General features: G+C 66.3%; 17 protein-coding genes and 1 tRNA gene. 7 read left to right on the forward strand and 11 right to left on the reverse strand.

Going from position 1 to position 26,418, the window contains the following annotated elements; translation table 11 throughout:
• Nucleotides 1-23: 23 nt before the first annotated feature.
• The 3 genes from lpdA to aceE form a co-directional block, all read right to left on the reverse strand.
• Nucleotides 24-1,790, reverse strand: a complete 1,767-nt coding sequence (gene lpdA, locus GQ56_RS0115290; protein ID WP_031399478.1) for a dihydrolipoyl dehydrogenase — start codon at nt 1,788-1,790, stop codon at nt 24-26.
• 271 nt (nt 1,791-2,061) lie between these two features.
• Complete coding sequence (aceF, locus tag GQ56_RS0115295) at nt 2,062-3,714, reverse strand: dihydrolipoyllysine-residue acetyltransferase (RefSeq protein WP_031399479.1); 1,653 nt, start codon at nt 3,712-3,714, stop codon at nt 2,062-2,064.
• Between the two features lie 68 nt (nt 3,715-3,782).
• Nucleotides 3,783-6,479, reverse strand: a complete 2,697-nt coding sequence (gene aceE, locus GQ56_RS0115300; protein WP_031399480.1) for a pyruvate dehydrogenase (acetyl-transferring), homodimeric type — start codon at nt 6,477-6,479, stop codon at nt 3,783-3,785.
• A 273-nt stretch (nt 6,480-6,752) separates the two neighbouring features.
• Between aceE and fixL the strand changes: the two genes are divergently transcribed.
• The 4 genes from fixL to GQ56_RS0115320 all read left to right on the forward strand — a co-directional run bounded on the left by fixL (nt 6,753) and on the right by GQ56_RS0115320 (nt 13,328).
• Nucleotides 6,753-9,269 (forward strand): oxygen sensor histidine kinase FixL, encoded by a 2,517-nt coding sequence (gene fixL, locus GQ56_RS0115305; protein WP_031399481.1) that lies wholly within the window; start codon nt 6,753-6,755, stop codon nt 9,267-9,269.
• Nucleotides 9,266-9,904, forward strand: coding sequence for an oxygen response regulator transcription factor FixJ (gene fixJ / locus GQ56_RS0115310; RefSeq protein ID WP_006493245.1), 639 nt, complete (start codon nt 9,266-9,268; stop codon nt 9,902-9,904). The genes fixL and fixJ overlap by 4 nt, the downstream gene beginning before the upstream one ends.
• Nucleotides 9,905-10,143: 239 nt before the next feature.
• Nucleotides 10,144-11,001: a bifunctional methylenetetrahydrofolate dehydrogenase/methenyltetrahydrofolate cyclohydrolase FolD gene (gene folD, locus GQ56_RS0115315; RefSeq protein ID WP_031399482.1), complete on the forward strand. Its 858-nt coding sequence runs from the start codon at nt 10,144-10,146 to the stop codon at nt 10,999-11,001.
• Between the two features lie 239 nt (nt 11,002-11,240).
• Nucleotides 11,241-13,328 (forward strand): M3 family metallopeptidase, encoded by a 2,088-nt coding sequence (locus tag GQ56_RS0115320; RefSeq protein ID WP_031399483.1) that lies wholly within the window; start codon nt 11,241-11,243, stop codon nt 13,326-13,328.
• Between the two features lie 61 nt (nt 13,329-13,389).
• Here GQ56_RS0115320 and dinB read toward each other — a convergent pair whose 3' ends face one another.
• Nucleotides 13,390-14,553: a DNA polymerase IV gene (gene dinB, locus GQ56_RS0115325; RefSeq protein WP_031399484.1), complete on the reverse strand. Its 1,164-nt coding sequence runs from the start codon at nt 14,551-14,553 to the stop codon at nt 13,390-13,392.
• A 136-nt stretch (nt 14,554-14,689) separates the two neighbouring features.
• Between dinB and GQ56_RS0115330 the strand changes: the two genes are divergently transcribed.
• The gene (locus GQ56_RS0115330; RefSeq protein ID WP_031399485.1) at nt 14,690-15,382 is read left to right on the forward strand and encodes an aspartate/glutamate racemase family protein; all 693 of its coding nucleotides are present in this window, start codon (nt 14,690-14,692) and stop codon (nt 15,380-15,382) included.
• Between the two features lie 28 nt (nt 15,383-15,410).
• Here the strand turns inward: GQ56_RS0115330 and GQ56_RS0115335 are convergent, their stop codons facing one another.
• The 4 genes from GQ56_RS0115335 to GQ56_RS0115350 all read right to left on the reverse strand — a co-directional run bounded on the left by GQ56_RS0115335 (nt 15,411) and on the right by GQ56_RS0115350 (nt 21,280).
• Entirely contained in the window at nt 15,411-17,204 is a 1,794-nt protein-coding gene (locus GQ56_RS0115335; RefSeq protein WP_043301417.1) for an alpha/beta hydrolase-fold protein, read from the reverse strand.
• Nucleotides 17,205-17,212: 8 nt separating this feature from the next.
• Nucleotides 17,213-19,684 (reverse strand): TonB-dependent receptor, encoded by a 2,472-nt coding sequence (locus GQ56_RS0115340; RefSeq protein WP_031399487.1) that lies wholly within the window; start codon nt 19,682-19,684, stop codon nt 17,213-17,215.
• 115 nt (nt 19,685-19,799) lie between these two features.
• Nucleotides 19,800-20,765, reverse strand: coding sequence for a FecR domain-containing protein (locus GQ56_RS0115345; RefSeq protein ID WP_031399488.1), 966 nt, complete (start codon nt 20,763-20,765; stop codon nt 19,800-19,802).
• Entirely contained in the window at nt 20,762-21,280 is a 519-nt protein-coding gene (locus GQ56_RS0115350) for a sigma-70 family RNA polymerase sigma factor (protein ID WP_031399489.1), read from the reverse strand. The genes GQ56_RS0115345 and GQ56_RS0115350 overlap by 4 nt, the downstream gene beginning before the upstream one ends.
• A gap of 566 nt (nt 21,281-21,846) precedes the next feature.
• Here GQ56_RS0115350 and GQ56_RS44315 point away from each other — a divergent pair.
• The gene (locus GQ56_RS44315; protein WP_152601763.1) at nt 21,847-22,530 is read left to right on the forward strand and encodes a hypothetical protein; all 684 of its coding nucleotides are present in this window, start codon (nt 21,847-21,849) and stop codon (nt 22,528-22,530) included.
• A gap of 173 nt (nt 22,531-22,703) precedes the next feature.
• Here the strand turns inward: GQ56_RS44315 and GQ56_RS0115355 are convergent, their stop codons facing one another.
• From GQ56_RS0115355 to GQ56_RS0115365, 3 genes are all read right to left on the reverse strand, one after another.
• Nucleotides 22,704-23,807 (reverse strand): acyltransferase family protein, encoded by a 1,104-nt coding sequence (locus tag GQ56_RS0115355; protein ID WP_081894916.1) that lies wholly within the window; start codon nt 23,805-23,807, stop codon nt 22,704-22,706.
• Between the two features lie 298 nt (nt 23,808-24,105).
• Entirely contained in the window at nt 24,106-25,086 is a 981-nt protein-coding gene (locus GQ56_RS0115360; protein ID WP_152601764.1) for a site-specific integrase, read from the reverse strand.
• Nucleotides 25,087-25,382: 296 nt separating this feature from the next.
• Nucleotides 25,383-25,459 (reverse strand) — tRNA-Met (locus tag GQ56_RS0115365).
• Between the two features lie 171 nt (nt 25,460-25,630).
• Between GQ56_RS0115365 and xth the strand changes: the two genes are divergently transcribed.
• Nucleotides 25,631-26,407, forward strand: coding sequence for an exodeoxyribonuclease III (gene xth, locus GQ56_RS0115370; protein ID WP_031399492.1), 777 nt, complete (start codon nt 25,631-25,633; stop codon nt 26,405-26,407).
• Nucleotides 26,408-26,418 lie beyond the last annotated feature (11 nt).

A 26,418-nucleotide genomic window follows, 5' to 3' on the forward strand; every position in this document is an offset into this window, starting at 1 on the left:
GTGGCCGGCCGTTGCCGGTCGCGTTACTTCTTGCGTTGCGGCGGCAGATCCGTACAGACGCCTTCGTACAGTTCGGCGGCCATGCCGACCGATTCGCCGAGCGTCGGGTGCGGGTGGATCGTCTTGCCGATGTCTTCCGCGTCCGCGCCCATCTCGACGGCGAGGCACACTTCGCTGATCAGGTCGCCCGCGTTCAGGCCGACGATGCCGCCGCCGATCACGCGATGAGTTTCCTCGTCGAAGATCAGCTTCGTGAAGCCTTCGTCGCGGCCGTTCGCGATCGCGCGGCCCGATGCCGCCCACGGGAACACCGCCTTGCCGTACTTGATGCCTTCGGCCTTGCACTGGTCTTCCGTCTTGCCGGCCCACGCCACTTCCGGATCGGTATAGGCGACCGACGGGATCTGCAGTGCGTCGAAGTACGCCTTCTCGCCGTGCGCGGCTTCCGCTGCGACGTGGCCTTCATGCACGGCCTTGTGCGCGAGCATCGGCTGGCCGACGACGTCGCCGATCGCGAAGATGTGCGGGACGTTCGTGCGCATCTGCTTGTCGACGTCGATGAAGCCGCGATCCGTGACGGCAACGCCCGCCTTGTCGGCGCCGATCTTCTTGCCGTTCGGGCTGCGGCCCACCGCGACGAGCACGAGATCGTAGCGCTGCGCTTCCGCCGGCGCCTTCTCGCCCTCGAACTTCACGTAGATGCCGTCTTCCTTCGCTTCCGCGCCGACCGTCTTGGTCTTCAGCATCACGTTGCCGAAACGCTTTGCGTTGTACTTTTCCCAGACCTTCACGAGATCGCGATCGGCGCCCATCATCAGGCCGTCCATCATTTCGACGACGTCGATCTCGGCGCCAAGGGTCGAGTACACCGTTGCCATTTCGAGGCCGATGATGCCGCCGCCGATCACGAGCATCCGCTTCGGAAGCTGGCGCAGTTCGAGCGCGCCGGTGGAATCGACGACGCGCGGGTCTTCCGGCATGAACGGCAGCTTCACCGCCTGCGAGCCCGCCGCGATGATCGCCTGCTTGAACCGGACGACCTTCTTGCCGTTCTCGCCCTGCACTTCCATGTGGTACGGATCGACGAATGCGCCGACGCCCGTCACCACTTCGACCTTGCGCGCCTTCGCCATGCCGGCGAGGCCCGTCGTCAGCTTCCTGACGACGCCGCCCTTGAAATCGCGCAGCTTGTCGAGGTCGACCTGCGGCTTGCCGAACGTGATGCCGTGCGACGCGAGCGCCGCGGCTTCTTCGACGACGAGCGACGTATGCAGCAGCGCTTTCGACGGAATGCAGCCGACGTTCAGGCACACGCCGCCGAGCGTCGAATAGCGTTCGACGAGTACTGTCTTCATGCCGAGATCGGCGGCGCGGAACGCGGCCGAGTAGCCGCCGGGGCCGGCGCCGAGCACGAGCATGTCGCATTCCACGTCGACGGCGCCTGCGTAGCTGCCGGCTTGCGGCGCGGGTGCCGGAGCGGCTGCGGCCGGTGCCGGCGCGGCGGCTGCGGGCTTCGCCGCTTCGGGCGCTTTCGCGGGGGCGGCGGCACCGGCTGCTGCGTCGACGATGGCGATGACGGTGCCTTGCGAGACTTTCTCGCCGGCCTTGACCTTGATTTCCTTGACGGTGCCGGCGACGTCGCTGGGCACTTCCATGGAGGCCTTGTCCGATTCGAGCGTGATGAGCGTCTGCTCTTTTTCGATCACGTCGCCCGGCTTCACGTTGACTTCGATGACATCGACGCCGCTGAAATCGCCGATATCCGGAACCTTGACTTCGATGAGACTCATATACGTCCCCTTCTTGTTTAGCTGCTGACAGAGGGAGAGGGCTCAACCGCTGAACGACGGCCTGACTGGAGAACGGGGTCCTGGGCAGCACCACCTTTGCCGTCCGCCCAAGGACGCGCCTTTCTTTTGGTTACTTTTCCTTGGAAGACCAAGAAAAGTGACCGCCGCCCCGCGCAGGGGCGACGCCAATAGACCATCAGCAATACAGGTTCAACGACGGGGCATGGATGACCGACAAGAAACCCACGCCCCTGCGAGAGCCCTCAGCTCATCAAAGAATGATGCGACGGAAATCCGCGAGCAACGCGCCGAGATACGCATTGAACCGCGCGGCTTCCGCGCCATCGATCACGCGATGGTCGTACGACAGCGACAGCGGCAGCGTCAGACGCGGCACGAATTGCTTGCCGTCCCACACCGGCTTCATCTGGCCGCGCGACAACCCGAGGATCGCCACTTCCGGCGCGTTGATGATCGGCGTGAAGTTGGTGCCGCCGATCCCGCCGAGCGACGAGATCGAGAAGCAACCGCCCTGCATCTGGTCCGGCTTCAGCTTGCCGTCGCGTGCGGCCTTCGACAGTTCGGCCATTTCCTTCGCGATATCGACGAGCCCCTTCTTGTCCGCGTCGCGGATCACCGGCACGACCAGGCCGTTCGGCGTATCGGCCGCGAAACCGACGTGGAAGTACTGCTTGAACACGAGGTTGTCGCCGTCGAGGCTCGCGTTGAAGGTCGGGAACTTCTTCAGTGCGGCAACGACCGCCTTGATCACGAACGCGAGCATCGTGAACTTCACGCCCGCCTTCTCGTGCTCCTTGTTCAACTGCACGCGCAGCGCTTCGAGATCGGTGATGTCCGCTTCGTCGTTGTTCGTGACGTGCGGGATCATCACCCAGTTGCGATGCAGGTTCGCGCCCGAGATCTTCTTGATGCGCGACAGCGGCTTCGCCTCGAACGGGCCGAACTTCGAGAAGTCGACTTTCGGCCACGGCAGCAGGTTCAGCTCGCCGCCGCCTGCCGGCGCGGCTGCCGCTGCGCCCGGTGCTGCGCGCTGGCCCGTCATCACACCCTTCACGAAGCCCGTGACGTCTTCCTTCGTGATGCGGCCCTTCGGGCCCGAACCCTGCACGCGTGCGACGTCGACGCCGAGTTCGCGCGCGAACTTGCGCACCGACGGCGATGCGTGGCTGGCGCGGTATTCGCCCGACGGCGCTGCGGCCGGCGGCGGCGCAGCAGCAGCAGCAGCCGCTGCCGGTGCGGCCTTCGCGGGTGCGGCGGCGGGTGCCGGCGCAGCAGCGGCCGGAGCCGGTGCGCTTGCCTGCGGTGCGGCAGCCGCCGCCCCTGCGGCTTCGAGCAACACGATCAGCGTGCCTTCCGACACCGAATCGCCCACCTTCACCTTGATGTCCTTCACGACGCCGGCGGCCGGGCTCGGCACGTCCATCGTCGCCTTGTCCGACTCGAGCGTGACGAGCGACTGCTCCTTCTCGACCGTGTCGCCGACCTTCACGCCGATCTCGATCACCGGCACGTCCTTGTAGTCGCCGATGTCGGGCACCTTCACTTCGAGCGTACCGACGGCGGCTGCCGGCGCGGCCGCCGGGGCTGCTGCGGCCGGTGCCGGCGCGGCCGCCGGAGCCGGGGCTGCGGCCGGCGCAGCCGCGCCATTGGCCTGCGCCGCAGCGCCGCCTTCGAGCAGGATGATCAGCGAGCCTTCCGACACGGAATCGCCCACCTTGACCTTGATTTCCTTCACGACGCCCGCCACCGGGCTCGGCACGTCCATCGTCGCCTTGTCCGACTCGAGCGTGACGAGCGACTGCTCGGGCTCGACCGTGTCGCCGACCTTCACGCCGATCTCGATCACCGGCACGTCCTTGTAATCGCCGATATCCGGCACCTTCACTTCGATCGCTTGACTCATCTGTTTCTGTCTCCATGGCCGCGCGCGCTCCTCGCGGGAGCGGCGCGCGGCATCACACGGCGTGTGCGTTAAACGGTCATCGGGTTGGGCTTGGACGGATCGAGGTTGTACTTGGCGATCGCGTCCGCGACCACCTTGCGCTCGATCGTGCCCTCGTCGGCCAGCGCGTTGAGCGCAGCGACGGTGACCCAGTGACGGTCGACTTCGAAGAAGTGACGCAGCTTCTCGCGGGTGTCCGAGCGACCGAAGCCGTCGGTGCCCAGCACGACGAAGCGGCGATCGATCTGGCCGCGGATCTGGTCGACCAGCGCGCGGACGTAGTCGGTCGATGCGATGACCGGGCCCTGCGTGTCCTTCAGGCACTGCTGCACGTGCGACAGACGACGCTCTTCGGTCGGATGGAGCAGGTTCCAGCGCTCGATTTCGTGGCCTTCACGCGCCAGTTCGGTGAAGCTCGGCACGCTCCACAGGTCGGCTTCGACGCCCCAGTCGTTCTTCAGCAGGTCGGCTGCAGCGATCACTTCGTTGAAGATCGTGCCCGCGCCCAGCAACTGCACGCGCGGTGCCTTGCTGCCGGCGTCGGCCTTCTTGAACGCGTACATGCCCTTGATGATGTCGGCCGCCACGTGCTCGCCCTGCGGAATCGCCGGGTGCTCGTAGTTCTCGTTCATCACCGTGATGTAGTAGTACACGTCTTCCTGCTCCTGCACCATGCGGCGCAGGCCGTCCTGGATGATCACGGCGAGTTCGTAGCCGAACGTCGGGTCGTAGCTCACGCAGTTCGGCACCGATGCCGCCCACAGGAGCGAGTGGCCGTCTTCGTGCTGCAGGCCTTCGCCGTTCAGCGTCGTGCGGCCCGCGGTGCCGCCGAGCAGGAAGCCGCGCGAGCGCATGTCGCCCGCGGCCCAAGCGAGGTCGCCGATCCGCTGGAAGCCGAACATCGAATAGAAGATGTAGAACGGCACCATGATCTCGCCGTGCGTCGAATACGACGTCGCCGCCGCGATCCAGTCGCACATGCCGCCCGCTTCGTTGATGCCTTCCTGCAGGATCTGGCCGGTTTCCGATTCCTTGTAGAACATCAGCTGGTCGGAATCTTCCGGCACATACTTCTGGCCCTGCTGGTTCCAGATGCCGATCTGGCGGAACAGGCCTTCCATGCCGAACGTACGCGATTCGTCCGGGACGATCGGCACGACGCGCTTGCCGAGCGCCTTGTCCTTCAGCAGGATGTTCAGGATCCGCACGAACGCCATCGTCGTCGAGATCTCGCGGCCTTCGCCCGTGCCCTTCAGCAGCGGCTCGAACACGTCGAGCGCCGGCACCGGCAGCGACGTCGCCTTCTCGCGGCGGTGCGGCAGGTACCCGCCGAGATCCATGCGCTGCTTGCGCATGTACTCGAGTTCCTTCGAGCCTTCCTCGAACTTCAGGTACGGCACGTCGGCGATCTGCTCGTCGGTAATCGGCAGGCGGAACTGGTCGCGGAATTTCTTCAGCTGCTCGACCGGCAGTTTCTTCTGCTGGTGCGTGATGTTCATCGCCTGGCCCGACTCGCCCATCCCGTAGCCCTTGATGGTCTTCGCGAGGATGACGGTCGGTGCGCCCTTCGTGTGCGTGGCTTCGTGGAACGCCGCGTAGATCTTGTGCGGATCGTGGCCACCGCGGTTCAGCGCCCAGATGTCGTCGTCCGACCAGTCGGCGACGAGCGCCTTCAGTTCAGGCGTGTTGAAGAAGTGCTCGCGCACGAACGCGCCCGATTCCGACTTGTACGTCTGGTACTCGCCGTCGACGACTTCCATCATGCGGCGCATCAGCGCGCCCGTCTTGTCGCGTGCGAACAGCGCATCCCAGCGGCTGCCCCAGATGACCTTGATCACGTTCCAGCCGGCACCGCGGAATTCCGATTCCAGTTCCTGGATGATCTTGCCGTTGCCGCGCACCGGGCCGTCGAGACGCTGCAGGTTGCAGTTGATCACGAACACGAGGTTGTCGAGCTTTTCGCGGCTCGCCATGCCGATCGCGCCGAGCGATTCCGGCTCGTCCGTCTCGCCGTCGCCGAGGAATGCCCACACCTTGCGGCCTTCCGTCTTCGCGATGCCGCGCGCTTCCAGATACTTCATGAAACGCGCCTGATAGATCGCCATGATCGGGCCGAGACCCATCGACACGGTCGGGAACTGCCAGAAGTCCGGCATCAGCCACGGGTGCGGGTACGACGAAATGCCGTTGCCGTCGACTTCCTGGCGGAAGTTGTCGAGCTGCTCTTCCTTCAGGCGACCGAGCAGGAACGCGCGCGAGTACACGCCCGGCGACGAGTGGCCCTGGACGAACACGAGATCGCCGCCGTGCTGCTCGGACGCTGCGTGCCAGAAATGGTTGTAGCCGACGTCATAGAGCGTCGCGGCCGACGCGAACGATGCGATATGGCCGCCGACGTTCGTGTCCTTGCCTGCACGCAGCACCATCGCCAGCGCGTTCCAGCGCGTGTACGAGCGGATGCGGTGCTCGATGTCCTGGTCGCCCGGGATCTTCGCCTGGCCGGCCACGGGAATCGTGTTGATGTACGGGGTGTTCGCGGAAAACGGCAGATGCTCGCCGTGCATGCGGGCGAACTCGATCTGCTTTTCGATCAGGTAATGCGCACGGCCGGTGCCCACGGAGGAGATCACGCCATCGAGCGACTCCAGCCACTCGACGGTTTCTTGCGGGTCGTCGTCACGTTCGGCGGCGACATATTTCATCACTTCGTTCGGTACAGCGGACATTCTCGTCTCCTGGGTCCTGGAATGTGAGGATCGCTCTCGTGCAGACGACGCGACGCGACCGGCTGCGGGCAAGCTCCAGCGGATTGTAATGAGCGCCCGCGGGCATGCGCAACAAAATTTTCGAATTGTGAGATCTTTTCTCGCAATACGGAATATTGCTGCGCTGCACCCATGTTTCGGGGCTCCGCGGCGCGGCGCGGCGAAACAAATCCGTTTCCGTTCAACATATCCGGTATAGGTTTTCCATGTATTGCGCTGCGCTACAATCCTGCCATGTTGACCGATCGGCTTTTCGCACGCTCGGCGCGACCGTCGGGCCCGCCGGCGGAGTCGCAGCCGTCCCGCTGGCACCACGGACCGTGGTGGTCCAACTCCTATTTGCTGACGCCGCTGCTGTCGATCCTGGTGTTCCTGGTGGTGATGAGCCTCATCCTGTGGAGCCTCAACCGCCGCGAACAGCAGCAGCAGGAAGACACCCTGTTCCGTAACGTCGCGTGGGCGCAGCAGCAGATCCGCCTGTCGATGACGGGCGCGCAGGAACAGCTGCAGGCGCTTTCCCGCGATCTCGCGTCCGGCCGCCTCGACCAGAACGCGTTCCAGATGGCCGTCGCGGACGTGATGCAGACGCATCCGGAAATCCTCTACCTGAACTGGTACACCTCGCCCGGCGTGCAGCGCTGGCCGACCGTGCATCCGCCGCTGCTCGGCCAGCGGCTCGCGAAGCCCGGCGACGCGCAGATGCAGGACGCCGTGCGCGGCGCCTACGACGAAGCGCGCGGCACACGCCGCCAGGCCTATTCGCCGCTGATCTACGACGATTTCGGCAACGGCTTCATCACGCTGCAGACGCCCGTGATGCGCGGCGACCGCGAGTATCTCGGCTCGATCGCCGCGGTGTTCTCGGTCGAGGGGATCCTGAAGCACGACATCCCGCAGGAACTGTCGTCGAAGTACAAGATCTCGATCACCGACGCGAACAACCGCGAGCTGTCGTCCACCTCGACGCGCCCGCGCCTGCCGCGCGACTCGCACTACGACCTGCCGCTCGATCCGCCCGGCCAGGGGCTGACCGTGCGCGTGTACGCGTTCCCGCAGCTCACGAACCTGACCAACAACACGCTCGTGTGGCTCGTCGCCGGGCTGTCGTGCTTCGTGCTGTGGAGCCTCTGGAGCCTGTGGAAGCACACGCGCCAGCGCTTCGAGGCCCAGCAGGCGCTGTACGCGGAAGCGTTCTTCCGCCGCGCGATGGAAAACTCGGTGCTGATCGGCATGCGCGTGCTCGACATGCACGGCCGCATCACGCACGTGAACCCGGCGTTCTGCCGGATGACGGGCTGGGACGAGACCGACCTCGTCGGCAAGGTCGCGCCGTTCCCGTACTGGCCGCGCGATGCGTACCCGGAAATGCAGCGCCAGCTCGACATGACGCTGCGCGGCAAGGCGCCGAGTTCCGGCTTCGAGCTGCGCGTGCGGCGCAAGAACGGCACGTTGTTCCACGCGCGCCTGTACGTGTCGCCGCTGATCGACAGTTCGGGCCGCCAGACCGGCTGGATGTCGTCGATGACCGACATCACCGAGCCGAAGCGCGCGCGCGAGGAGCTCGCGGCCGCGCACGAGCGCTTCACGACGGTGCTCGAAAGCCTCGATGCCGCGGTGTCGGTGCTGGCCGCCGACGAGGCCGAGCTGCTGTTCGCGAACCGCTACTACCGCCACCTGTTCGGCATCCGCCCGGACGGCCATCTCGAGCTGTCCGGCGGCGGCTTCGACCGCGCGCAGGCGTCGTCCGACTCGATCGACATGGTCGACGCGTTCGCGGGCCTGCCGGCCGCCGCGCTCACGAGCAGCACCGCCGATGCACAGGAGGTGTACGTCGAGAGCATCCAGAAATGGTTCGAGGTGCGCCGCCAGTACATCCAGTGGGTGGACGGCCACCTCGCGCAGATGCAGATCGCGACCGACATCACGACCCGCAAGAAGGCGCAGGAACTCGCGCACCAGCAGGAAGAGAAGCTGCAGTTCACCAGCCGATTGATGACGATGGGTGAAATGGCGTCGTCGATTGCTCACGAATTGAACCAGCCGCTCGCCGCGATCAACAACTACTGCTCGGGCACGCTCGCGCTCGTCAAGAGCGGCCGCGGCACGCCGGAGACGCTGCAGCCCGCGCTGGAGAAGACCGCCCAGCAAGCGCTGCGCGCGGGGATGATCGTCAAGCGGATCCGCGAATTCGTGAAGCGCAGCGAGCCGAAGCGCCAGCCGGCGCGGGTGGCGGACATCGTCGCCGACGCGGTCGGGCTCGCCGAAATCGAGGCCAGGAAGCGCAGGATCCGGATCGTCACGGAAATCCTCGCAAGAATGCCTATTATTTATGTCGACCCCGTGCTCATCGAGCAGGTGCTGGTGAACCTGATGAAGAACGCGGCCGAAGCGATGGCCGACGTGAAGCCGGCGTCGGCGGACGGCGTGATTCGCGTCGTCGCCGACATCGACGCGGGATTCGTCGACATCCGCGTGATCGACCAGGGCCCGGGCGTCGACGAAGCGACCGCCGAGCGCCTGTTCGAACCGTTTTACAGCACCAAGTCCGATGGCATGGGCATGGGGCTGAACATCTGCCGTTCGATCATCGAATCGCATCGGGGGCGTCTGTGGGTGGTCAACAACGTCGAGCCGGACGGCCGCATTTCCGGCGCGACGTTCCACTGCAGCCTGCCCATTGGGGAACCCGCTGATCTCGGCCAAGGGGGGCGCGAGGCATCGGCATCACATACCGTTACGGGAGAACTATGAATAGCCCTGTCACCACCACTCAGGAAACCGTCTTTGTCGTCGACGACGACGAGGCCGTACGGGACTCGCTGCGCTGGCTGCTGGAGGCGAACGGCTATCGCGTTCAATGCTTCTCGAGCGCCGAGCAGTTCCTCGATGCGTACCAGCCCGCGCAGCAGGCCGGCCAGATCGCCTGCCTGATCCTCGACGTGCGGATGTCGGGCATGAGCGGCCTCGAACTGCAGGAACGCCTGATCGCCGACAATGCCGCGCTGCCGATCATCTTCGTCACGGGTCACGGCGACGTGCCGATGGCCGTCTCGACGATGAAAAAGGGGGCGATGGACTTTATCGAGAAACCGTTCGACGAGGCCGAGCTGCGCAAGCTCGTCGAGCGGATGCTCGACAAGGCCCGAAGCGAAAGCAAGAGCGTCCAGGAACAGCGTGCCGCGAGCGAGCGCCTGTCGAAGCTGACCGCGCGCGAGCAGCAGGTGCTCGAGCGGATCATCGCGGGCCGCCTGAACAAGCAGATCGCCGACGACCTCGGCATCAGCATCAAGACGGTCGAAGCGCACCGCGCGAACATCATGGAAAAGCTCAACGTCAACACGGTGGCCGACCTGCTGCGCCTCGCGCTGTCGAAGAAACAGGCCTGAGCCCGCGCCGGCCGCGGCGGCACCGTCCGCCCGGCCCGCAGCCAGCCCCGGCCGTCCCGCGCGATGCGGCCCACTCGCGCGGCGGCGGCCGCTCTCCCGGCGCACACGCGCCGCGGCCATGACGCTTCCCGCTCATTCGGTGTCGGACGGCAGCAGGCGAACGGTATAATCCCGTGCTTTGCTGCGACGCCCCCGGGCGCCGCACGCCCGCATTCCAACTTCCCGGCAGGACCACCACCATGACAGCCCTCCTCATCGACGGCAACGCCCTTTCGAAGACCCTGCGCGCCCAGGCCGCCGAGCGCGCCGCCGCCCTGACCGCACGCGGTCACCAGCCCGGTCTCGCGGTGATCCTCGTCGGCGCCAATCCGGCGAGCGAAGTCTACGTGCGCAACAAGATCAAGGCGTGCGAGGACAACGGCTTCTTCTCGCTGAAGGATGCATACCCGGCCACGCTGTCGGAAGCCGACCTGCTCGCGCGCATCGACGAACTGAACCGCGATCCGAAAATCCACGGCATCCTCGTCCAGCTGCCGCTGCCCGCGCATATCGACAGCCACAAGGTGATCGAGGCGATCGCGCCGGAGAAGGACGTCGACGGCTTTCACGTCGCCAACGCCGGCGCGCTGATGACCGGCAAGCCGCTGTTCCGCCCGTGCACGCCGTACGGCGTGATGAAGATGTTCGAAGCGCACGGCATTGCGCTGCAGGGCGCGAACGCGGTCGTGATCGGCCGCTCGAACATCGTCGGCAAGCCGATGGCGATGATGCTGCTCGACGCCGGCGCGACCGTGACGATCTGCCACAGCAAGACGCGCGACCTCGCCGCGCACACGCGCGCGGCCGACATCGTGGTCGCCGCGGTCGGCAAGCGCAACATCCTGACCGCCGACATGGTGAAGCCCGGCGCGACCGTGATCGACGTCGGCATGAACCGCGACGACGAAGGCAAGCTGTGCGGCGACGTCGATTTCGCGGGCGTGAAGGAAGTGGCCGGCCATATCACGCCGGTGCCGGGCGGCGTCGGCCCGATGACCATCACGATGCTGCTGATCAACACGATCGAAGCCGCCGAGCGCGCCGCCGCGGCCGCCTGATTCCCCCTCCGCCGTTCCGGCGCGCGTCGCATGCGCGCGCCGGCCTCTCGCCGGCCACCCTGCCGGCCGTCCCCAGGCCGCCTTTCATCCCGCATTCGACCCCGCGTCAATCGCATCGTTAGAAACTAACGATTGGAAAGCGCGCGATGCGCCCCAATAATGTCGATATCGGGCGCCGCCTCGCATGGCGCGCCTTACCCTTTTCACTCCGGTTCATCCGGCAACAGACAGGGAGTCTTATGTCCGCCAGCGCCAACACCAATCCGCTTCTCGATTTCTCGGGCCTGCCCCGCTTCGGCGAGATCCGCCCGGAACACGTGACGCCCGCGCTCGACACGCTGCTCGAGGCCGCCAACCGCGCGGTCGAAACCGCGAGCGCGGCCGCGACGCCGGCGACCTGGGCGGAAGTGGTCGAGACGGTCGAGCACGCGACGGAGCCGCTCGGTCGCGCCTGGGGGGTCATCGGCCACCTGAACGCGGTCGCCGATACGCCCGAACTGCGGGCCGCCTACGGCGAGAACCTGCCGCGCGTGACCGAATTCTGGTCGAGCGTCGGCCAGAACCTCGCGCTGTACGAGAAGTACAAGGCGATCGCCGCGGGCGCCGAATACGCCACGCTGTCCGCCGAACGCCGCAAGATCCTCGACAACGCACTGCGCGATTTCCGCCTGTCGGGCGCCGAACTGCCCGAGGACCGGAAGCCGCGCTTCGCGGAACTGCAGGAGCAGCAGGCCGCGCTGTCGAAGGCGTTCTCCGACCACGTGCTCGACGCGACCAACGCGTACGCGTACTTCGTGCAGGACGAAGCCGAGCTGGCCGGCCTGCCGGGCGACGCGATCGAAGCCGCCCGCGAGGCCGCGCAAAAGGACGGCAAGGACGGCTGGAAATTCACGCTGCACTTCCCGTCGTACTTCCCGGTGCTGCAATACGCCGACAACCGCGCGCTGCGCGAGACGCTGTACCGCGCCTATGCGACGCGCGCATCGGAACTCGGGCCGCAGTACGGCGAAGGCAAGGCCGAATGGGACAACACGGCGATCGTCGCCGATGAGCTGAAGCTGCGCCGCGAAGAGGCGCAGATGCTCGGCTACCGCAACTTCGCCGAAGTGTCGCTCGCGCCGAAGATGGCCGAATCGCCGCAGCAGGTCGTCGCGTTCCTCGAGGATCTCGCGACCCGCGCACGCCCGCACGCGGAGACGGACTGGGACGAACTGCGCACGTTCGCCGCGAAGGAACTCGGTCTCGCCGAGCTCGCGCCGTGGGACGTCGCGTACGCATCCGAGAAGCTTCGCCAGCAGCGCTATGCGTTCTCGGAAAACGAGGTCAAGCAGTATTTCCCGGAGCCGGCCGCGCTGAAGGGCCTGTTCACCGTCACTGAAACGCTGTTCGGCGTGCGGATCAAGCCCGACGACGCGCCCGTGTGGCACAAGGACGTGCGCTTCTTCCGCGTCGAGAACCGCGACGGCTCGCTGGTCGCGCAGTTCTACCTCGACCTGTATGCCCGCGAAGGCAAGCGCGGCGGCGCATGGATGGACGATGCGCGTTCGCGCGCGAAGCGCGGCAGCGCCGTCCAGACGCCCGTCGCCTATCTCACCTGCAACTTCTCCGCGCCGGTCGGCGGCAAGCCCGCGTGCTTCACGCACGACGAAGTGATCACGCTGTTCCATGAATTCGGCCACGGGCTGCACCACATGCTCACGCGCGTCGACGAGCTCGGCGTGTCGGGCATCAACGGCGTCGAATGGGACGCGGTCGAGCTGCCGTCGCAGTTCATGGAGAACTTCTGCTGGGAATGGGACGTGCTGTCGTCGATGTCTTCGCACGTCGACACGGGCGCCGCGCTGCCGCGCGAACTGTTCGACAAGATGATCGCCGCGAAGAACTTCCAGAGCGGGCTCGGCACGCTGCGCCAGATCGTGTTCTCGATGTTCGACATGCTGCTGCACGTCGACTTCGATCCGGCGGGCAGCACCGGCGTCACCGCGTTCGCGCGCGAAATCAACGAGCGCTACCACGTGATCCCGCAGGCGGCGTTCTCGCGCTGGCCGAACACGTTCAGCCACATCTTCGCGGGCGGCTACGCGGCCGGCTACTACAGCTACAAGTGGGCCGAAGTGCTGTCGGCCGACGCCTACGCGGCATTCGAGGAAGCGGCCGCCGCGAGCGGCAGCGTGCTCGATGCGGCGACCGGCACGCGCTATCGCCGTGAAATCCTCGAGGTCGGCGGCAGCCGCCCGGCGATGGATTCATTCAAGGCGTTCCGGGGCCGCGAGCCGCAGATCGATGCGCTGCTGCGCCACAACGGGATGGCCTCGCCCGCCCACTGAGCATGCCGCCCGGCCCCGGCGGCCGCGTGGAAGGCAAGGCACCGCTGCGGCGGTGCCTTTTTCATGGCGCGGACGTTTCGTCGCCGAACAGCGAGAATTGCCCGTGGCGCTCGGCGGTATCCTCGTCGATCCGCACGCCGACGCCAAGCAGCCGCACCGCCTGCGCGCGCCGTTGCAGCCCCTTCGCGAGCAGCGTGACCGCCGTTTCCGCATTCGTCGCGTCGGCCACGCACTCGACCGTCGTGCGCTGGAAATCGGCGAAGCGGATCTTCACGTACAGCTTGCGGATCGATCGTGCGGCGCCTGCGCGGGCGATGCGCGCGTCGAGCTGCACGACGAGACGGCGAATTTCCTCCGCGCACTGCTCGAGCGTCGTCAGGTCGGTCACGTAGGTCGTCTCGACGCTGACCGACTTGCGCTCCTGGTCGGCCTGCACGGGCCGTTCGTCGATCCCGCGCGACAGTTCGTAAAGCCTGCGCCCGAACGCGCCGAATTCGCGATGCAGGTCGATCAGCGGCCAGTCGCGCAATTGCGCGCAGGTCTGGATGCCGAGCCGGTCAAGCCGCGCGGCCGTCACCTTGCCGACGCCGTGCAGCTTGCGCACCGGCAGCGCCGCGACGAACGCGTCGATTTCGTGCGGCCGCACGACGAACAGGCCGTCGGGCTTGTTCCAGTCGGACGCGATCTTCGCGATGAACTTGTTCGGCGCGACGCCGGCCGACACCGTCACGCCGACCGTGTCGTACACGCGCTGGCGAATCTCCCGTGCGATCAGCGTCGCACTGCCCTGGCACCGCTCCGACCCGCTGACGTCGAGGTACGCCTCGTCGAGCGACAGCGGCTCGACGTCGGACGTGTAGTCGCGATAGATCGCCATGATCTGCCGCGACGCCGCGCGATATTTGTCCATCGCGGACGGCAGGATCAGCAACTCGGGGCACTTGCGCATCGCCAGCGCCGACGACATCGCGGAATGCACGCCGTAGCGCCGCGCCTCGTAGTTGCAGGTGGCAATCACGCCGCGCTGGTCGGGCCGGCCGCCGACCGCGATCGGCCGGTTGCGCAACGATGGGTCGTCGCGCATCTCGACCGACGCGTAGAAGCAGTCGCAATCGCAATGGATGATCTTGCGCATGCGCGGCGGCGCGTCGCCCGGCGGCGGCGCGGACGGATCGGCAGGCGGGATGACGGTCGGGTTCACGGTGCCGATACTGTACAAAAACACAGTGCCGGTTTCAACTGTCGCGTACGCCCCCGGGCGGCGGCGCCGTACCGGCCCGCTTCGCGCGGATCGTACCGCCGGGCGCCGGCGGCGGCGCCTATACTCGTCCGCCTTGACGTGCATAAGGCAAAGGTGACGGATGAAGACGATCGGACTGATCGGCGGCATGAGCTGGGAATCGTCGGCCGAGTATTACCGGATGATCAACCGCCATTCGAAGGCGGTGCACGGCGGCCACCACAACGCGAAGAGCGTGCTGGTCACGGTCGATTTCGCGGAGATCGAAGCGCTGCAGCGCACGCACGACTGGGCCGCGCTCGGCGAACGGATGGCCGGCGCCGCGCGGCAGCTCGAAGCGGCCGGCGCCGATCTCGTCGTGCTGACCACCAACACGATGCACCGCGTGCACGACGCGATCGAAGCCGCGGTGACGCTGCCGTTCCTGCACATCGCCGATCCGACCGGCGCCGCGCTACGCGACGCGGGCATCGGGCGCGTCGCGCTGCTCGGCACGCGCTACACGATGGAGTTGCCGTTCTATGTGGAACGGTTGCGCGAGAAATTCGGGCTGGAGGTGCTCGTGCCGGACGAACGCGGGCGCGACGACGTGCACCGGATCATCTACGACGAGCTGTGCCACGGCATCATTTCGCCGCAATCGCGGGCGACGTACGTGACGATCATCGAGCAACTGGCGAAGCGCGGCGCGCAGGCGGTCATCCTCGGCTGTACGGAGATCACGCTGCTGATCGACGCGGACGACTCGCCGCTGCCGGTGTTCGACACGACCGCGCTGCATGCGAAGGCGGCGGTCGAATGGGCGGCGGGCTGAACGGCCCGCCGCCTTCAGCCCAGGACGCTCAGGACGCTTCGGCCGGTACGCGCGACGGTTCGCGCGACTCGCCGGGCGGTTCGAACGGGCACGCGGCCGCGAACGGCGCGCGCTCGCCCTGCCCAGGCGTGCCGATCAACGCGATCAGCCCGCACGCGAGCGACCCGCGCCAGTGCAGGTAGTCGTGGCCGCTCGCCGTCGACGCATAACGCACCGCGTAGCCCCTCGCCTGCAGCACGTCGCGCAGATGGCGGCTCGTCGTGCCGATGCCTGCCGGCCCCTTGCCGTCCTCGAAGCGGCCGCTCTCCAGATAGAAGCGCACGGGCAGACGCTCCCGCGCCGCGTACTCGCGCGTGAGCCATTCGGCGGTGCGCGTGCGCGCATCGCCCTGCACGGGCGCCCACCAGAACGAGCCCGACTGGCTCAGCACGTTGCCGAACAGCTCGGGGTGACGCAGCGCCGCGTAGGCCGACGCGAGGCCGCCGTAGCTCGACCCCGCGATCACGGTCCGCGCCGCCGGCGCGCTCACGCCCTCGCGCGCCGCCCACGGCATCAGTTCCTCCGCGAGAAAGCGCGCGAACGCGGGATTCGGCGGCAGCTCCCGGCCGCGCGTCGCGCTGTCCGGATTGCCGACGATGAGCGCCGCGGTGCGCGGCACGCGTCCCTCCGCGATCAGGTTGTCGAGGATCGTCGGCGTCGGCACCGTGTCGACGTAGGCGTGCGCGTCGAACACCACGACGAGTGCGCGCGCGGGATCGTCCGCACGATAGCCGGCCGGTCGATACACGTACACGTCGCGGGTATTGCCGAGCACCGTGCTCGCGAACCGGTGTGCGGTCACCGTGCCGGCCGGCACGTTCGCGCGCGGTGCGATCCACGGCTGCGGCGGAGCGTCGCGCAACTCGAGCACCGACTTGCCCTGGTACACGTCGGGCGCGGGGTGCATGAACGAGCGCGGATTGAGCGGATCGCGCTGCACGGTCGCGAGAATCGCGCGGCGCCGCGCGCCGTCATCGAGATCCAGTTCGGGCACGTCCGGTGCGAGCAGATAGCTGATGCGGGTCGCGGCCGGCACCACGTAGCTGCGATACCAGACGTCGCTGCCCGGCAGGTGCAGCAACGTGTCGTGCTCGCCCGACGGGCTGCCGAGCAGCCGCACATTGTCGCGGGCGCCGCGCCACAGGAACGTGACGAGCTGCGTCGCTTCGTCGGGCGGGTTCAGGCCGCGCGCGATCGTCGCATCGGTACGGGCCGGCTGCGCGGGCGCCGGTTCGACGAGCGGCGTGCCGCTTGCCGCTGCCTCGCGCCAGAACGCGTCGGTCGTGCCGCCCGCCGCGAGTTCGGCGGCCAGCTTCGCGACGCGCGGGCTCGCGATGCCGGGCACCGGCGCATGCTGCTGCGCGCGCGGCACGCGGCTCACGATCGCGAGCCGGTATGCGCGCAGGCCGTCGGGCGGCAGCGCACCGGCGTCGGGCGCCGACACCTGCAGCGCATAGCCGCCGTTCGCCGGCGCGACGAACATGAAATCGCGCGACTGCCCGTCGGCCGTCACGAGTCGCCGCAGATGCCGGCCGTCTTCGGTCGCGAGATCGACATTGGCCGCCGCGCCGTCGAGGCGGCCCTGGACGAACGTACCGGCGTCGAGCGCCAGTGCGTAGGCCGCCGGCGCCCGTGCGACATTGCCCGTCACCACGTCGCCCGACGCGAACGCGCCTTCCGCATGCGCGATCGGCATGCCGATCGCCGCCAGCGCCAGCGCCAGCGCCGCGCCGACGCGCCACGTGCACGCGATGCGCGTGGCCCGGTTCAGGAGATGAGTCATCGTGCGCCTCAGAAGTCGACGGTAGCCGACACCTTGAAGGTGCGCGGCGCATTCTGCGTGACGAAGCCGTCGTTGAACGTGCCGGCCCAGAACGTGCGGTTCGCGACGTTCTCGACGGCGCCGCGCAGCACGACCGCCTTGCCGGCGATCTGCGTCGCGTAGCGCGCGCCGAGATCGAACCGGGTCCAGCCCGGGATGCGTTGCGTGTTCGTCGAGTTGACGAACTGCGCGCTCGTCGCCACCGCGCGGCCGGACAACGTCAGCCCCTGCACCCACGGCGTATCCCATTCGAGGCCGAGGTTCGCGGTCCATTTCGGCACGCCGTACGCCGTGTTGCCGTCATAGGCGCCGCCGGCCGTGTGCGTCAGCAGCGCCTGCGTGTATGCGACGCCGCCCAGCACGCGCAGCCTCGGCACCACCTGGCCGAACACGTTCCATTCGACGCCGCGGTTGCGCTGCTCGCCGTCGGCGCTGTACAGGTTGGTCGCGACGTCCTTCAGCATGCTCGGCTTCGTGATCTGGAACAGCGACAGCGTGTTCGCGAAGGTTTCGGTCTCCCACTTCGCGCCGACCTCCACCTGCTTGCTCTTGTACGGCGCGAACATCTGCCCGTAGTTCTTCGCGGTGACGTCGGTCACGGTGTCGCCCTGGGTCAGCCCCTCGACGTAGTTCGCATACAGCGATACGTCCGGCCCGAACGGCCTGACGACGATCGCGAACGCCGGCGTCAGCGCGGTCTCGTTGTAATCGGCGGTCTTCAGCCCCGTCGCGGCCGCATAGGTCTTCGCATGGACCCGCTGGCTGCGCAAGCCGAGCGTGAGCTGCACGCGATCGCGCGCGAACGACAGCGTGTCGGCCAGCGCGACGCTCGTCAGTTCGGCCTCCGACGTCTTCGGCGCAGAACCCGGCGACGGCGCGAGCGGCGGATCGATCGGCGCGTAGATGTTCGACGCGAACGTCGCGCTCGTCCGGTTGATCGTGCCCGACTCGATCTGCAGCGAGGTCACGCCGAGCGACACCTGATGGCTGACGGGGCCCGTGTTGAACTTGGCGCGGGCGCCGGCCTCGATCGACGTCGTGTCGGTGTAGCCGTTCTGGTTGTACGTGACCGCGCGATAGTTGCCGTTCGGCTGGATCGCGCCGGCCCGCGTCCCGTTGATGAAACCCGAGTAGCGATAGCTGAGGCCGCCGATCCCCGCATACGCGGTGATGCGGTCGGTCAGGTCGAGTTCGCCGCGCGCGACGATCGCCTGGTTCTCGAGCTTGCCCCATGCGCCGTGCAGCAGGTTCGTGCCGGGCGACGGCGGGCTCACGACCTTGCTGGCGAACGACGCCATCCACGGGCTGCCGTTGTCGAAGCGCTCCGTGTCCGTATAGGCGTCGAGCGAGAACCGCGCGCGCTCGCCCTTCACGTCGAACGCGAGCGACGCGAGTTCGCGCTTCTTGCTCTGCCCGTCCATCGTCGTGCGGCCGTCGCGATAGGCGCCGTTCACGCGAATGCCGACCTGGTTCTTGTCGCCGAAGCGCCGGCCGAGATCCGCGTGCACGCCGAACTGGCCGTCCGAGATGTAGTCGGTGGTGAGCCGCGCGAGCGGCGTATCGCCCGCCCGCTTCGGCACGAGGTTGATCGCCCCGCCGACGCCGCCGCTCGGCGAGATGCCGTTCAGCAGCGCGTTCGGCCCTTTCAGCACTTCGATGCGCTCGATGAACTCGGTGGGCGAGTGACCGTACGGCGCGAGCCCGTACATCCCGTTGAATGCGAGATCGTCGGCGATCACGTTGAAGCCGCGGATCGTGTAGTTCTCGACGATGTGGCCGGTCGACGTCGTGAAGCGCACCGACGGATCGTTCTCCAGCACGTCGGCGACGGTGCTGGCCTGCTGGTTCTCGATCAGCGCCGACGTATAGCTCGTGATGTTGAACGGCGCGTCCATGAAATCGGCGTTGCCGAGCATGCCGAGCCGGCCCCCGCGCGCGACCTGCCCGCCGGTGTACGCCTCGGGCAGCTGGTCCGCCCGCGCGTTCACGATGATCGCCGGCAGCGTCGCGCCGGCGCCCGCCGCGGCCGTCGAGGCCGATGCGCGGCGGCGCACCAGGTAGCCACCGCCGGTGCGCACGGCCTCGAGCCCGTGCGGCGCCAGCAGGCGCGCGAAACCTTCCGCGACGCTCATACGCCCGTTCAGCCCGTCGCTCGAAAGGTGCTGCGTGAGCGCCGCGTCGCTCGCCAGTTCGACGCCGGCCGCCACCGCGAAGCGATTCAGCGCGACGTCGAGCGGGCCGGCCGGAATCGCATAGGCGAGCCGCTCGTCGGTATCGACGCGCGACGGCGGATCGTCGGGCTGCGCCTGCGCGCCGATCGGCATGGCAAGCGCCAGTGCGGCGGCGAGCGCCGGTTCGAGCGCGCGCGACGCGGCGCGGCGGCGCGCGGGCCGGCTGGCGGGACGGGAAGCTGCATACGGGGAAAACCGGCGGAACGCCATGATGAAGAATCCTTTGGGTTCGGAATGTTGCGAAGGTGCATCGTGTATTCCGAACGAACCGCCGAAACCCTCAATCGCGTCGCGAAATTTTTTTCTGATGACCGTGTGCCGGCGTTCAGCGCGGGACGACCGTGACCCAGTAGCGCGTGCGGTAGACGACCTCGACCGGCAGCGCGGTGCGCAGGCCGGCGAGCGCGCGATCGGTGTCGGTCAGCGAGAACACGCCCGACACCGACAGGCGCGCGAGCGACGGATCGCAGCGCAGGACGCCGGGCCGGTAGCGCGCGAGTTCGGCGCACCATGCGTCGACGCGCATGCGTTCGGCGATCAGCCGGCCCTGCGTCCATGCGTTCGCGCGCGCCGCGGCCGGCTCGCGCGGCGCGAAGCCGTCCGCGTCGAAGCGGACGGCTTCGCCCGCTTCGAGCCGCAGCACACGCCCGGCCGCGCGGGCCGGGCGGATCTCGACGGCACCGTCGAACACGTCGACGCGGGTGCGCACGCCTTCGTCCGACACCGTGAAGCGCGTGCCGAGCGCGCGCGCCACCCCTTGCCGCGTCTCGACGCGCAGCGGCCGCCCCGCCGCATCGTGCGCCGTCTCGACGTGGACGGCGCCGCGCACGAGCACGATGCGGCGCTCGTGCGAATCGAAGCGCACGTCGATCGCGCTCGCCGTATCGAGCCAGACCTGTGTGCCATCCGCGAGCGTGACGTCGCGCACTTCGCCGATGTCGGTCGCATAGTCGGACGTGGCCGATTGCCACAGACGCGTGCTGCGTACGCCGTAGCTCGCGCCGCCGAGCGTGATCGCCCAGCCGAGCGCGCGCATCGCGCGCCGGCGTGCGGGCCGGGCCGGCTGCGCGAGCAGGACGCCGCGCGCCGTATCGGCCGGCACGCTGGCGAACTTCGCGTCGATGCCGGCAAGCCGTTGCCACGCGCGCTCGTGCTCGGGGTGTTCGGCACGCCAGGCCTCGCAGCGGCGCCGGTCGTCGTCGGTCGCATCGCCCGACCACAGGCGGGCAAGCCAGCCGATCGCCTGCTCCACGACGGCTTCGGGCAATGCGTCGCCCTGCCGCCCGCTCACGATGCGCTCCCGTAAAGCGCCGCGTAGCACGCGCGCAGCGCGGACGCGACATACTTCTCGACCGACGACACCGACACGCCGAGCCGCTCGGCGATCTCGCGATAGGTCAGCCCGTCGAGCTTGCACAGCAGCAACGCCGAGCGCGCGTTCGCGGGCAGGCGATCAAGCATTGCGTCGATTTCGCACAGCGTCTCGATCACGAGTGCGCGGGTTTCAGGAGAAGGCGCCTCGGCCTCGGGCCGGTACCGCAGCGTATCGAGATAGGCCGATTCGATATGCCGCCGGCGATAGAGGTCGATCACGAGGCCGTTCGCGATCTGGGTCAGGTAACGACGCGAATCGTCGGGTTGAGGCGTCGTGCCGGATGCGAGCACGCGCAGATAGGTATCGTGCGCGAGATCGGCCGCGTCGCACGCATTGCCGAGCCGCTTGCGCAGCCAGCCGCGCAGCCAGCCGTGATGATCGTTGTAGAGCGCACGGAAGCCCCGTTGCGCATGACTGTCGATGACGCCCATGTTCCCCGACGCCGCCTGGTCGCGCAGCGCCCCATTAATAATAATGATTCTCATTCATTTTATGAGACGGAGGGCGAACCTGGCAAGCGGGAATCCCTGCCCGCTGCAGCGTTTCCGGGGCCGGAAAACAAAAAACCCGGCATGGAGCCGGGTTCCTGTCGACGAAACGCGCATCGGTCACTTGCGCTGCACATCGTCTGGTGTGCTTGGTTGCGGGGGTAGGAGCGTCGCTCCAAACCCGGTCAGAGGCCTTGACATGAAACGCGATACCGAGAGCAACCAGGCCCGGATCGTAGGGCAGCAGATGCAGACGGTCGGCCAAGCCGTCGATACCTACATCGCCAATCGTTACACGCCGATCAGCCAGTTGCAGAACGCAGCCGGTGGGGCTGGCGATCCTGGCCCGCGCACCTGCTCGGGCACGACCTGCGCGATCATGATCCAGACTCTGGTGAACGAAGGCCTGTTGCCCGCGACCCATCAGAACCCGAACAGCTTCGGGGCGCGCTACAACATCACCCTGTCTGTTTCCGGCACGTCGCCCAACTGGGACGTGACAGGACTGGTTGCCACGCCACAGCCCTGGCCGAACCAGTGCCGCGCAGATCGACGGCTACGGCGGCGTCTGGAACGCACCGATCACAACCGGGCGATCGCTGGGCCTACTGGGCTTTCAGGCCGGCACGGGGACCAACCTCTATTCAGTCTACCTGCGCCGGGACGGCTCCTTGCCAATGACAGGTGGCCTGAACATGTCGGACGGCATCATTCACAACATCAACAACGCCGGCAATATCACCGGCACGGGGCAATTTCAATCCACCCAGGTCGTCACCAGCTACGATAAATCGAACGGTAACCTGGATATGACTGGGACAGCGACGATCATAGGCAATGCGAACATTTCCGGCGGCGTTGGCGCGGGAGGACGCATCACAGCGACTGGCGAATTCTACTCGTCCACCAGCTTGCAAACCAATGGATACCTCAACGCTGGCGACAATATCTACGGAAACGGATACCTGGCCGTTACTGGAAAGGTTCAGGGTAGTTACATGGAGCCGACGGGAGGCGCATCGGCTGGAGGTGGCCGCGCTCCTGATGCTGCAATCGGAAATGACGGAGCGCAGGACCTGTTTTGTAAAAATGGGGTGGACTACTGGCGGCTCTGGCGGCGGCCAATACGTCCTTCGGAAATACTGGCCCGGTGGTGCATTAGTTCCCGCAGATCAGGTCATGTGCCAAGCTAACCCGGAGACCGGCGGTTGCAGTTGTCCAGGCGGAACAACAGATGTTGGATACATGACAGGCCAATCCGACGCTTACAGCGCATGGGACTCTTTTTTTGAGACTCATTTCTGTGCAAGTTGATCCTCGACAAGTCCCCACGCATATCGATCTGCCAGCGACGATGCAAAGCTTGCTATGCAAGATTTTTTTCCAGATCGACCTCATGGATACGCTCTTTTCCTGAGCGTATCCGCGACGGCTTGAATGAAAGCGCCCGCTTTTCAACCAGATGCCAGGACAGCCATGCACAGATGAAGGTCACCACAACCGTTGAAAGCAAGTGAAGCGCAAATGACCCGGATGCCCCGAATTTCCATATCAGCGTTTGCTGCACAATAAATGCATAGATGTAGACGCCATAGGAAAGATCCCCGAAGCGACCAAACCGCCGAAGAAACGGTGTGGAAGCTTCGCCTGTAAAAATGACCAGGCACGGCATCGCAACCAACACGCCCAGCACATGCCAGCCCAGCATGAACAGCGCTGTTCCGACAGTCAGGGAGCCGACAATCAGCAAGACTTGGCGATCCGCCCACCAGTCGCGAAATAGTTGAAGCAGCGCTCCGGCAAGAAAGAACAGCCCATACTCCCTCGACCAATTTCGGACAGGATTGGTCTCGCCGTGGTAGACACCAAAGTGATAAATGGCCAAGCCGACGATTCCAAATAGCGCTATCCAGCGCCAGCGAAGCGCGCCTGCAACCGCGGCAACGACGAGCACTAGATACCAATGCACTTCAACCGGAATAGTCCACAAGGAGCCGTTGACGGCCCTTGGAAAGGGGTTGTGGGTAAAAACATCCGGCAAGTAGGAAGTGCCGCCGCCTATCACCCGGAGATTGCCAAAGTATTCGCGTAGTCCTGGCGATGAAAAATAGTTCTTGACATCAAGGCCAGAAACAATCGGTCCGACCAGGAGCGCGGCAATACACGTCACGATGAACAGCCCTGGCCAGATCCGCAGGAAGCGCTTTACCAGAAATCTGAAAGCGTTCGGATCACGCAGCCAGCTTTGGGTGACGAGATAACCGCTGACGATAAAAAAGATGCAAACGCCCAAGCCCCCGAGCCCGAAACGTTCACCTAGACCAGTATCTATACCAGGCCGCCCCATCAATGCATGCTGATGGCTGAATAAAACCATTGATGCTGCAAAAAGTCTTAAAAAATCGAAATTATTTTCATTGCACTTCATTTTTGAATTTTTATCTCGTTGTTTTCTATTGAATGCTGACATTCCCCGAGGCGATAGTATCGTTGGCCCTACCTAAACCGGTCAACGTTTCCGTGACAGTTTCGGCCCGCATGGTGACGTCAGCTTGGCGGGCCGGGGGACCCTGAGCGCAAGCGACCCAAGGATTTGAAATCCTTGCGGGGATCGCAGCAGCGGTCACCGTATTGGATCGGCATGGGGCGGGCAGCGCTCTGGCTCTGCCCGCCCCATGCGTGAGCGTGTCCGGCCGGCTCAGCACGTCAAGGACAAGCCCCTGCGGGGTTGCTGCGCGATCCTTGACCCGCCGCCCCGTCCAGGGCGATCAACGCGCCCACGACGGTTTCACGAACGGCCGGTGCGGGTAGAGCCGGTCATGCCCGACGGCTCGCACTTCATCGACGTAGCGCAGGACGCCCAGGCGGATCGGCGCATCGCACACCGGCACGTTACGGACGCCCGCTGCCGTCTTGCCGTCGGTGATGCTGATGTAGTGGACGCCGTTGTCGGCCAGCTTCACATCCGCCGGAGCGATCCGCGTCGCCTCGCTGATCCGCAGGCCGGTGAACAGCGCCATCAGCGGCGGAAACCACAGATCCGGCGCGCTGGCCCAGGTCTTGAAGCCCGCGGACTCGAACACGGCGCGCATGTCGTCCGGCGTGATCGGCTCGCAGGACCGCGCCTTGGCCAGCCATTCGCATTTGCTCAGCACGAACAAGCCGGCCACCGGGTTCAGATCCGAGGCGGTGTAGTGCCCGTTGTTGATGGCATATTTGAAAAAATCATGCAGCGTCAGCAGCTTGTTGTCGGCCGTCTTGCCGGTCTGGCGTTCGGCCCGCAACGCGGCCTTGCAGCCCACCAGCACGGATTTCCGCAGCGTGTTGATCGGCACATCGTTCGGCTCGGCAGTACCGATCCGGCAGCGGAAATCTTCCAGGTGCAGGCGTTTTACATTGACCATGCGCGGCGTGTTTTTCAGGGTCCGCTCGGTCAGCCACATGTCGGCCACATCGGAGAGCATCAGGCCGCCCTGCAGGGCGGCCTCGTGCCGCTCGCGCTCGGCCACGGCCTCATCAATGGCGGCCCACGGCACTTCCGCTTCGTTCGGGGCGATTCCAACCGGCAGCGGGGCCGTAGGCTCCGGCGCGGGCAGCGGCATTTGCCGAACGATTTCGAGGGTCTCGCGCAGCGCCCGGGCGTCCTCGGGCGCGCCGTCCGTCTTGCAGATACCCCGGCGCACATCGGTCGATCTCAAAGCGCAGATCGGCGTCGGGATCGGGCTCGGGCCGGGGGTAGTTCGGGTCAACGATGCTCATGCGGCCCTGGCGGTGTCGTTGCCGCGCGAGGTAGAGATTGCGTTCCATCGCAAACCGACGCCTCACGCGGATCATTGGTGCGAAGGCTCCGCCAGCGATTGCGTTCGCGCCAGTAACAGACACCGTGCCGGGAGACGTAGAGCCGGGGGAACCCGGTGCGAGTACAGGCCGAAGCGCTCACTTGCGCGTTTGGTTGCGGATGCTCTCGGGCAGCCATGGTGTAGCACCACCCGGAAAGCAAAAAGGCCTTGATTTCGCTATGAAATCAAGGCCTTTCGCTTGAAACTGGTTGCGGGGGTAGGATTTGAACCTACGACCTTCGGGTTATGAGCCCGACGAGCTGCCAGACTGCTCCACCCCGCGTCAGAGAAATAAATTATAGGGTGAGGAAGTACTCACGTCAATACTTTTGTCACAATTTTCGTCAACCTCGCGGAGGCGGCGGCACGCGCGCGCCGCGTCGAACGCGTTCGCGCCGCAGGCTCGCGGTAAGATGGCGGCCTTCGCATTCACCCCGCACGCACACTCCCGTTCATGAAAATCGCCACCTGGAACGTCAATTCGCTCAACGTCCGCAAGCAGCATGTGCTCGACTGGCTCGCGCAAAGCGGAACCGACGTGCTGTGCCTGCAGGAACTGAAGCTGCCGGACGAGAAATTCCCGCGCGCGGATCTCGAGGCGGCCGGCTACCGCAGCTGGTTCACGGGCCAGAAGACCTACAACGGCGTTGCGATCCTCGCGCGCGACACGCTTTCCGTCGACGAGGCGGACGTCGTGCGCAACATCCCCGGCTTCGACGATCCGCAGCAGCGCGTGGTCGCCGCGACGGTCGACGGCGTGCGCATCGTGTCCGCGTATTTCCCGAACGGCCAGGCGCCCGACTCCGACAAGTTCGTCTACAAGATGCAATGGCTCGACGCGCTGCAGGCGTGGCTGCGCACCGAGCTGCAGCGCTACCCGAAGCTCGCGCTGCTCGGCGACTACAACATCGCGCCGGAAGACCGCGACGTGCACGATCCCGCGAAATGGGAAGGCCAGAACCTCGTGTCGCCGCAGGAACGCGCGCACTTCGCGCAGCTGATCGAGCTCGGCTTCGTCGATGCGTTCCGCCGCTTCGAACAGCCCGAGAAGACCTTCACGTGGTGGGACTACCGGATGATGGCGTTCCGCCGCAACGCGGGGCTGCGCATCGACCACATCCTGCTGTCGCCGGCGCTCGCGCAGACCTGCACGTCGTGCGAGGTCGACCGTACGCCGCGCACGTGGGATCAGCCGTCCGACCACACCCCCGTCATCGCGGTGGTCGGCTGACCACGCCCCGC

The organism is Burkholderia paludis (genome assembly GCF_000732615.1).
In the GTDB taxonomy this organism is placed as follows: Bacteria; Pseudomonadota; Gammaproteobacteria; order Burkholderiales; family Burkholderiaceae; genus Burkholderia; species Burkholderia paludis.